Annotated in this window: 6 protein-coding genes; 2 read left to right on the top strand and 4 right to left on the bottom strand. The window is 39.6% G+C overall.

Features of this window, described 5'->3' with window-relative positions:
- Positions 1-484 (top strand): tetratricopeptide repeat protein (locus WAO38_RS00685; RefSeq protein WP_422233358.1); only part of this gene is annotated, 484 nt, incomplete at its 5' end.
- A gap of 12 nt (positions 485-496) precedes the next feature.
- On the opposite strand, the gene WAO38_RS00680 is transcribed toward WAO38_RS00685, so the two are convergent.
- The gene (locus WAO38_RS00680) at positions 497-1,909 is read right to left on the bottom strand and encodes a diguanylate cyclase (RefSeq protein ID WP_422233356.1); all 1,413 of its coding nucleotides are present in this window, start codon (positions 1,907-1,909) and stop codon (positions 497-499) included.
- Between the two features lie 81 nt (positions 1,910-1,990).
- Entirely contained in the window at positions 1,991-3,163 is a 1,173-nt protein-coding gene (locus WAO38_RS00675) for an EAL and HDOD domain-containing protein (protein ID WP_422233354.1), read from the bottom strand.
- Positions 3,164-3,376: 213 nt separating this feature from the next.
- Here WAO38_RS00675 and WAO38_RS00670 point away from each other — a divergent pair, with 213 nt between their 5' ends.
- On the top strand, positions 3,377-6,094 hold the full coding sequence (locus WAO38_RS00670) for an ABC transporter substrate binding protein (protein WP_422233352.1): 2,718 nt from the start codon (positions 3,377-3,379) through the stop codon (positions 6,092-6,094).
- A 4-nt stretch (positions 6,095-6,098) separates the two neighbouring features.
- Here the strand turns inward: WAO38_RS00670 and WAO38_RS00665 are convergent, their stop codons facing one another.
- Both WAO38_RS00665 and WAO38_RS00660 read right to left on the bottom strand, forming a co-directional pair.
- Complete coding sequence (locus tag WAO38_RS00665; protein ID WP_422233350.1) at positions 6,099-7,613, bottom strand: HD domain-containing phosphohydrolase; 1,515 nt, start codon at positions 7,611-7,613, stop codon at positions 6,099-6,101.
- Positions 7,614-7,714: 101 nt separating this feature from the next.
- Positions 7,715-10,768 (bottom strand): PAS domain S-box protein, encoded by a 3,054-nt coding sequence (locus WAO38_RS00660; protein ID WP_422233348.1) that lies wholly within the window; start codon positions 10,766-10,768, stop codon positions 7,715-7,717.
- Positions 10,769-10,840 lie beyond the last annotated feature (72 nt).

Below are 10,840 nucleotides of genomic sequence, written 5' to 3'. Positions count from 1 at the left end.
CTCGGATCAGCCGAACGAATCAGTACCGCTCGCTACCTTTGCCGCACTGTGGAAACGAAGCGGTAACTGGGGCATTGTCCTTCTCCCTCCGGGAGAGCTTCCTGCTTCGGTTTCATCCAAAACATTTCTGCGTGCCGCGTATGACTTTGAGAAAACAGGGGAGAGTGAAGGCGCTGTAAGTGCCTATAAAAGTGCATTGATACGCTGGCCTGAGGATACGGATATTCTTTTTGCCCTGGCAAATGCTTACGTTAATATCTCGAATCTGTCTGAAGCCGAAGTGACATACCGCAAACTCTTAGCCCTTAAGCCGTCGCATGCCCTTGCACTGAACAATCTGGCGCTGCTTTTGTGCCGTACCGGAAGAGGTGATGAAGCAGTAAAACTGCTGGCCAAAGCGATAAGCGATGACACGAAAATACGGGCTATCCTCAAATCGACGCAGGATGAAATCAATACAGGATGTATTCAAACCTCTAAATAAAAAAAGCAATATTCAGGATATTGATGACAATACGTTGTATTCAACTCGGTTACGCCCATTTTTCTTTGCTTTATAGAGGGCGTCGTCTACACGTGAAAAAGCGCTGTCCGAATTGTTGTCATTGCACGATAACGAAGTCAGACCGATACTCACCGTAAAATGGATCTGTTTCCAATCGGCAGTTATCGTATGTGCAGCGACATCTTCTCTTATTCTGTCGGCTAAAATAACGGCACTTTCCAAATCGGTGTCGGGTAGAATCATAGCAAACTCTTCTCCTCCGATTCTACCGATAATATCCGACTTGCGCAGATTGTTTTTTAAAATATTGGCGAACTCTCTTAAAACGGTGTCGCCTGTTAAATGCCCGAACGTGTCATTGATGAGTTTGAATTTATCCAAATCGAACATCAATAAAGAACTGACGGTTTTTTGACTGCGCTTGATTCTGGATAATTCTTCTTCTAAGCGGTTGGTAAAGTAGCGTCTGTTGTAGAGGCCTGTCAAATAGTCCGTTATCGCTTGTTTTTCAAGCTCATGCTGTAGCTCTTTTTGCGCAGTGATATCGATGATGCTCCAGACGACCCCAAAGCTGTTTTTGGATAGTTCTATCGGAGAACCGAAAAATTCACATAAAATATTCTTGGAATTTTTTGGTTTTAATTCATACTCCAACTTGCGAATGGAACCTTTTTGCGCATCGATAAAATGGTGCTGAAAGATTTCAGAAGATTTTTTACTCGTATGAAAAATAGTGACATCTCCCTCTAAAAGCTCATTTTTGCTATAGCCTATCATTTCGCAAAAGCGCTTATTCGCCATGATAATCGAGCGATTCTCATCGACGACTAATATTCCGGATGCATTGTTTTCAAAAATAAGTTCAAACCGTTTTTTGGTCAATGAGAGCTCATCGAGCGCGAACTGTCTTTCCAAAAATGCTCCGGCCCAACGTGCCAGCAGGCGCATAAATTCAATATCGATGTCATCATATTCCAAATGGCGCGCCGTAGGCGAAGAAAAATTGATCGTGCCGTATACGATACCGTTCACCCGAACCGGAGCGCCGATATAGGAGACAAGCTCAAACTCTTTATGGCATGGATGGCCGACATATTTTGATTTGGTGACATCGGTAATCGCCAAAACATCATCGATTTCGAGTGTCGTTTTGCAATACGTAGAACCGAGGGCAAACAGTTGTCCGTCATACAGTGTTTCGGTAGGGGAGGATTGTACTTCGATCGTATAGTCTTCTCCTACGATATGACTTACGATGGCAAATTCCAAACCGTAATATTCTTTGCCGACAATTAGAGCTTGCCGCAGCGTCTCTTTGGGATTGATATTCGATATTGAGGCGATTTCATTCAGTTTCTGGAGTGCATTGTTCTGTCGTTCAACGATTTCTAACTTATCTAACAAATCCAGCCCCTTTTTCTCATATTAGAGATATTGTTCATTCTTCATTGTAAAACGAACAACCTGAATTTAGTGAATGATTTTTTAAAGCTTGTCTTTGTCGATAGAAATATTACTGATTTCCAATGCATATAACAGCATGGAGATATCGATCTTGTCAAAGTTATTGAACATCAGGTGTTTTAAATATTCACGTTCAGTGCATTCGGCTTTTCTGAAACTGGTGATGAATTTCCCCCGTTTATCGATGATAAGGTCTGTGATGTCTTGGTGAATATTGATATCTTTGACAACGTCTTTGATATCGGATTCAAAAAGAGCTCCGAGCATAGAGAACATACCCGAAAGGTAGGCTTTGTCTTTTTCACTCTGCGGAGCATCCTCTTCCATCCTTTCAGCTCTTTTCATGGCGATGTTCATGATACTCTCCGAAATAGGGTTTTCAGAGACTTCGGCATAGAGGTATAAAAGGAGCCAGCGTAAAAGTTTGTCTCTTCCAAGCAGGGTAATAACCTGGGTAATGGATTCGATTTTATTATCAAATTTCCACTGATTATTGATGAATTTCACCAATTTGTAAGACAAATCCGCCCGTTGCTTGATATATGACTCTATTTGGGCTATTTCCGAGTCATCTTTGATCAATTTGATCAAGCTTAAAATAATGATTTGCGTTGCATCTTTATAGCGGTCCATCTCTACGATTTCAGGTTTGTGCAGGTAATATCCCTGAAACAGGTCAAACCCCATATCCCGGTACATTTTATATTCTTCTTCCGTTTCAACTTTTTCAGCCAGCACTTTGATACCCAGCTGTTTGATTTTGCTCATGACATTTTTTAGATTCTGTTTTTCCGCGACCTGTACATCCATTTTGATGATATGGATATATTTTAGTATCGGGGTGAATTTTTTAATCATCTCTGCACTGCAATCAAAATCATCAATCGCTATTTTAAATCCTCTTTTGTGGTACTGCTGGATACGGGAAAGAACTTTCTCATTCAGATCCGTCGTTTCTAAAATCTCTAAAACAAATCTTTCCTTATCCAGCATATCGACAATTCCGGACGTCAAGACATGCTCATCCAGATTGATGAAAGCGATTCCTTTATTACCTAATAATGCATTGATATTGATGTTGGTCAGGGTATTTAACAGAACCTGGGAAGTGGCGCGTATATTCGTGGGAAATAGCTTGATTCCATGGGCATGGTCTCTAAAAAGAAGTTCGTATGCGAAAAGTTTGCCGTTCACATTGAAAATTTTTTGTTTTGCTAAATAAACTTTGTTCAATTGTATCCCATCTTCTTTATTCTTTGATAGTGTAATTATAACTGTATTTATTAATAAAATTTATCTTGAAAATGTATTTTTTATTCCTTAATGTTTTTTTTATTGTTGAATAACGTTATCAGATTTTTATTCATATCAATATATAATATGGACTATATAAAAAATGAGGTTTTATTGATTAAGCTTGTACTGTTTTTATTTCTTTTCTTCACAAATTTTCTGAGTGCGGACAATTCAGTATTTGTCGTTCATTCCTACCATGAAAACTATCCATGGACAAAAAATGAAGATAACGGTTTCAGAGAAGTATTAAATAGTGCGGAAAACCTTTATCCGCTTTATTCTGCAGAATATCTCGATACAAAACGCCGTCATTTTGATAAAGATTATGAAGAGTCTTTTATCCATTATTTTAGCCATAAATATCAGGGGTACCAACCGAAACTCATCTATGTAACGGATGACAGTGCGCTCTCTTTTATGATACGTAACAAAGAGAAGCTTTTTTCCTCAACTCCTGTCGTTTTTTCAGGCATCAATGATCTCTCCAAAAAAGAAATACTGGAAACCGCCCAGTATACCGGTGTCTTTGAAAAAAAAGAGATCCTTCCTAATCTAGATCTAATAACGAAAGTATTTCCCGATCAGAAAGAAGTATTGGTTATCGGTGACGGGTCTAGAACGGCCAAAGCAACCCAAAGAGAGATTGAAAACGACACACTGCATTATGAGAAGATAAAAATACAATTTGCAAACACTCAAAATTTTGAGAGTGTTTTAAATAGACTTAAGTCCTATAAAGGCAAAGCAGTCATCTTGGCATCTGTGGGCGGTTTTCGTTCACCTGAGGGCGAGTTGATCAATCTTAATCATATATTGAAGCAGATCAAAGATGCGGGCAGCTATACCGTTTTTACGCTTGAGGATACTTATATCCAACAGGGAGTAGTTGGAGGATATATTGTCGATGGTAACGCACAGGGAATCGAAGCCGGAAAATTGGCATTGGAAATATTGTCCCATCCTGAATCGCCCCTTCCAAAGGCTCGTCAAGGCAGTAACCGATGGGTTTTTGATGTGTTAGCACTCAAACAGCATGCGATTACCTTACCGCCGGAGATTGCATCCCAAAGTACCTTTATCAATCTCCCTCAAACATTTTTCCAAAAAAATCAGGAACTGCTGATCAATCTTTTATACGGATTAAGCATTACAACGGTTTTGGGAGGCTTTTGGTTCGCTATGTATATGCATCGGAGCCAAAAGATTCTCCTGGAGCGTAAAAAAAGCCTTTTAAAATTAACGGAAAGTTTAAATCAGGCACAAAAGATTGCTCACCTCGGGAACTGGGAATGGGACATCCATTCAAACATTTTATGGTGGTCAGACGAAATTTACCGTATTTTCGGACTGGATCCGCAACAATTTACAGCGACGTATGAATCATTTATGGAAAAAGTCCATCCGGATGATCAAGAAAAAGTCCAAGAAGCTGTCGCTAAAAGTCTTCGGAGTAACATAAATTACTGTGTCGAGCATCGGATAATCAAGTCAGACGGATCGATACGATATGTCCTGGAAGAGGGAAATACCGAGTGGGATGAGCTTGGCAACCCTCTCAAAATGAGAGGGATCGTTCAAGACATCACCGAAGAAAAAAGTGCTCAACTATTAATAGAAAAATCGGAAAAAAAATATAGAAACCTCGTCGAAAATGCAATGATCGGCATATACAGCGCCGATTTATCCGGAAAGATCATCTATGTCAATCAGGCTTTGTGTGAGATGCTCGGTTATGAATCGTCTAAAGATTTAATTGGTCAGGACAGTGGTATCCGATATTCCAAACCTGAACAGCGTAAAAAATTTATCCAGATTTTGCGTAAAACGGGGTATGTTACCAATATGGAAATAGAGCTGCTCGATCGGAATTCACTCAGCGTACCGGCTATGATCAGCGCCACGGTCGAGGGAGACGTGTTCTCGGGAATTTTAATGGACATGCGTGAGCTTAAGCAATCACGTTTGGAAATCGAAAAGCTTTCAAAGGTCGTTGAACAAATCGATGATGCCGTTGCGATCACCGATAAATACGGAAAAATAACCTATGTCAATCAAGCCTTTTTACACCAGACAGGGTATGAAAAAGATGAAGTTCTTGCTAAAACGCTCACGTTGCTGAAGTCCGGAAAACATAGCAAGGAATTTTATCAGGAACTTTGGAGAACCATTTTGAAAGGGAATGTATTCCGAGGAACGATTATCAATAAAAAGAAAAACGGTGATCTGTATTATGAGAACAAAACCATTACTCCGATGAAAGATGATCAAAATAATATTATCAGTTATGTATCCAGCGGAAAAGATGTCACCCAAGAAAATCTCTTAAATCAGGAAATAAAACGGATCGCCAGCATCGACAATCTGACCGGCATTTACAATCGGCATAAATTTGAAGCACTGTTTGATCTTGAAGCAGAGCGTGCAAAAAGATATTCGCTTCCTCTTTCCATGATCATGATCGACATAGACCATTTCAAATCCATAAACGATTCCTATGGACATGATATTGGTGATGAAATTCTTCAACATCTCGTCAAAACCATAGAGTCAAATATACGGAAGATCGATATATTTGCACGTTGGGGCGGTGAAGAATTCTTGATTTTATGCCCGGGGATTGATTTGAATAATGTCCACGCACTGGCAGAAAAACTGCGCATAGCTGTTGAAAAAGATCGCTTTCCGCTCATAGAAACAGTGACAATCAGTCTTGGAATCTCTACGTTTAAAGAAAACGACACCATCTCTTCACTCTTTAAGCGTGCTGACCAGGGGCTGTATCATGCAAAAGGATCCGGCCGAAATCGGGTAGGGGACGCTGCAGTCTAATCGTTTAGCTGGACTCTTGCAGATCTTTATAACTGTTAATATCGGTATTTTCAGTATGTAAGTGTCTATGTCCACAATACAAATGGTATTTTTTGAGCAAAGGGGTATTATTGATTTGTACTACATCTATTTCTCGGTGTGCTTTGCTCAGCAAAACAAAATCATCGCCGAAAATTCTGAAAATTTGGTAGTCTGAAAATTCAGACCGAAGATAATCGCTGAATTGTTTTAAAAAAATATCTCCTTCGCTCCATCCGTACTCGCGATTATAGGATGTGAAATTACGGATATAGAGTATATTTAAACATAAATTTTTTTCTTCATCCTTATTCTTCTGCAGCAAAGCATCGAAATAATCATGGTTATACAGATGTGTCAGAGGATCTTTATAAAAATAGGCAAAGCGTTCATCGTCTATATGCGAATCAGGCTCCTGAGCCCCATACGAAGTGACATCTGCCGATTCCAAAATAGTTACTGCGTTCTCAACAACGCTTGGATCATACCAAATACCGCTTAATTTCTTCAGCTCATCGATCGCTTCGGAAACACTCTTTTTCTTTTTGTATATTCGGCTGGTCGTCATTGCGTCAAATGCATCGGCAACAGCCATAATACGTGCCGGAAGCGGAATTTCATCTCCTTTTAAAAAACGGGGATAACCGCTCCCGTCATAATGTTCATGATGCGCATATACAATATCCGAAAGTTTATGGTACATCGGGACTTCTGAGAGGATTTCATACCCTGCCGTTGCATGATTTTTGATAAGAGCATATTCTTGTTCGCTCAATTTTCCCGGTTTGAGCAATATAGCATCCGGGGTAACAATTTTTCCGATATCATGCAATATTCCGGCTTGATAGATCAGATCACACTCCTCATTGACACATCCCATCGTTTTGGCGATATCCCTCGAATACGATGCAACATGCTCACTGTGACCGCCGGTATAGGTGTCCCGTGCCTCAATCATCTTCACGAGAGAATGTATCGCATGATCATAGTTTGACAGACGCTCTTCCTGTAGCTGAGTAACTTCCGCGGTCCTTTTTTCGACCATCGTTTCAAGTTTGGTTTTATACATTTCATTTTCCCGAAATGCACTCAGCTTCTCGACTGAACTCTCCAGCACGGTCAAAACGAGGTTGAAATCGAGCGGTTTGATGATATAACCGGTTACATCCAACTGAATACACTGTGTCAAATACTCTGAGTCGGTATAAGCCGAAATAACGATAATTTCCTGTTTCGTATTAATTTTACGGATATTATCGATCAATTCCAGACCATTGGCTTTTGGCATCAAAATATCGGTGATGACGATGTCGTAAGGTTTTAGCAGGTATTTCTCAAACCCTTCAACTCCATCGGGAGCTGTTTCGACATGATTAAAAATTTTGGAGAGAAATAGAGCCATTTTTTCACGCAGATCCTCTTCATCTTCAACATAAAGTATTGAAAAGGATTCCGCTTTTAATTTGAGTGATTCTACTTTATTTTTAAGCTGATCTTTCATTCCGAATTTTCCTGATAACTGTTGTATATTATTGTTAGTTTATAATACTGCTTAATAAATAAGGAAATAATAATAAAAAAATAAGATAAATTATTTTAATTTTACGATGATGTTTTTTTCAACAATCTGACCCTGAAACATGCTCCATAAACACTGTTTGAGGCTTCAATGACTCCGTGTAAATGATCTTCAATAATCATTTTACTCATATAGAGTCCCAGTCCTGTTCCTGTTTTTTCATCTTTGGTCGTGAAATACGGATCAAACAGTTTTGAAAAAATAGCCGGATCGATACCTCCGCCGTTATCACATATGACGGTATTGACATACAAATCATCCTCATAGACTTTTATGGAGATCCAGGGTTCTTTCACTTTCGAAGAGATCAAGGCATCTTTTGCATTGTTGATAATGTTAACAAAAACTTGCATCAATTCTCGAGAATAAGCATCGATTTTTGTTTCAGAATGATAGACGGTCTTGATTTCTATCTTATGATTGATAAGGCTCTCTTTGACAATGGTAAAAGTCTCTTCGATAACTTCCTGAATATTCACGCGGGAAACGGCCTTATCCGATTTGAAAAAATTTCTAAAATCATCAATGGTTTTGGAAAGGTGTTTGGTCTGATCCAATATGTCCTGCGCATACCCTTCAGCTGCGTCGTTATCAAATGTTTCCAGTGCAATGTCCAATAGCATATTGTTGGCATCCATAGCGATGCCGGCGATAGGCTGACGCCATTGATGGGCAATCATTCCGATCATCTCTCCCATAGCCGCGTGGCGGGACTGCGCCATCATCAGATCATCTTTTTTCTTTAATTCAGTAATGTCCATTGCCGATGTTACAACCGTCCGTTTTCCGTCTATAATCCCTAACGGTGCGGAACTGAACTGCCAAATGATGGTGTTGCCGTCTTTGGTTTTAATCGATGATTCACCCATATCTGTTTTCTCTTCGATAGAATACAGATTAGCCAGATTATCAATCATCGGCGAATTATGTTTATCGCATGCTTTTTCAATCCATTTATCGATGGTGTCAATCTCTTCATACGTGTATCCGCTCAGTATTTGCCACACATGATTGATCATCAAAACTTGGCCATCTTCGTTATGCAGCATAATGGGATTCGGCGCCTCTTGCAATATCGTTTCCAACTCTTTTTTCTTTTGGACCAATTGCTGGAAATTATCTACTTTATCGGTAATGTCTTCGTGGGTAATAACGATATTTTTGATATTGCCGGAGTTGTCTTTGAGCGGGTAAATACGGGTATTCAACCACCGTTTTCTCCCCATTCCACGCCCTTCTGTCAGGCCTGAAGAATCATATTCATAAGAAGGGACCGACACTGACTCTCCTGCATAGGCTCGCCGTACATAGTCAATCAGACCGGTTTTGACTAACTCATCGCTTTGAAATAGATTGAATGTTCGGAGTGTACGTTCGGCCGGGAATCCCCAGAGTTCTTCATACGCACGGTTGACGTCAATCTGCAAGCCATTTAAATCATACAGTTCTATAACTGATGGTGATTGCTGCATGAGTGCTTTGAACCGTTCTTCGCTTTCATAGAGAGCATCCTGGGCTTTTTTTTGTTCCGTCAGATCGGCAGAGTTGCCGATCAATCCCAGAAAATTTCCTGCCGAATCCATCAGCGGAGATTTTACGGTAAAAAGATAGACTTTTCTCCCGTCCGGATAGGTCACCCATTCAAAATTCGATTTGCCTTTTTTCTCTGCAAACATCACCTGATCATGTTCTCTAAAGAAATCTGCGACCTCTTTCGAAAAAATATCATAATCGCTTTTTCCGATGATTTCTTGATTCGATTTTCCCACAAATTTTTCAAATGCCTGATTACAGACGATATAGGTGAAATCAATTCCTTTAACGAAAATCATATTCTCGACACTGTCTATCATATTTTCATAGAGATCTTTATAATACCGGAGTGTACGCTCTTGGTCTTGCAGGTTTTTTTCGGTCTCAAAATTAAAAAGGGCATACGCAATATCGCCGGCAACTTCATGCAAGAGTGCAATTTCTTCAGGATCATAAATATAAGTTTCATTGACAGAGAGTGTCAAGTTGCCATATGTTTTTCCATTGTATTCGAGTTGAATACTAAAGGCTCCTTTGCTCGTGTATCGATCTGTCAAAGGGCATTCCAAACAACTCATTTTTGTATTTTCAATCAATACATGATCACTCTTTTTCTCGGCTGTTTTTTCGATGCAGTAGGGTACCCAGCCCGATTTAACTTTATTTTTGAATGCTTCGAACGTTTCCGAGTTATCTGAACCGGCGATATGCTCACAGCATTTTGAATCATCATACAGGAGGATCCATGCATTTCCGTACGCTTGATTGGAAACCAAAATATTACAGCTCTCCTGAATCAATACTTGGCGGTCTTTCTCACGTAAAATGAGCTTATTGACATCTCTGATGACAGAAAGGACATGGCTTAGATGCTGATTCCGGGCAACATAGAGCGAAATTCGTCGAACGGTATAATACGCCACGATAAGAAATAGAATCAACAACATTATTCCGACTGCAGCAAGTATGATTTTCATTTGCCGATATCTGGAATCGGAGTGATTTTTAAACTCAATGGCCCTCATATGGGCATAATCATTGAGTTTTGAACTCGAGACTTCCAGTTTTAACACATGCTCGGCACCCTTGCCCTGAGTGATCGCTATCGCTTTAGTTCTTTCATGGTTTTTGATCGCTTGAATCACTTCATCCCGTATCGGTTTCCAATCCTGAAAGAGCTTTTTTGTCTGCTCTTCTAGCTTTAAGCCTTCATCGTCCAGCTTATTTTGTCGAATAAGATTGAGATAAATATAGACATGTTTTTCATGCGCATTGACTTCCTTAATCCCTTTTTCCAACTGCTCTTTCGATTCGGACAAAGCAATGTCTTTCATATCACGATGTATTTTATACACTTCAGCTTTGATTGCCAGTGCCGCATTGGACACTTTTAAAGGGTGTTCATATAGATCATCCGTGATCGTGTTCATCACCGATAGCTCATATAAATCTAATATTTTTGATCCTGCCGCCAATACAATTAAAAGCAAAAAACTAAAAAGTATAAAACGGATCTCTTTTTGAGGCTGAAAATTACCTATCATTAGGTGTCCTGTCGTTGAACTTTAATTATTTATGAGAAAATATTCATATCAGTATAGCAGGGGTTGCAAAAA

Source organism: Sulfuricurvum sp., from assembly GCF_049277495.1.
Classification (GTDB): Bacteria; Campylobacterota; Campylobacteria; order Campylobacterales; family Sulfurimonadaceae; genus Sulfuricurvum.
The sequence above is the reverse complement of the archived record's forward strand: the minus strand, read 5'-3'. Positions and strand labels throughout refer to the sequence as shown.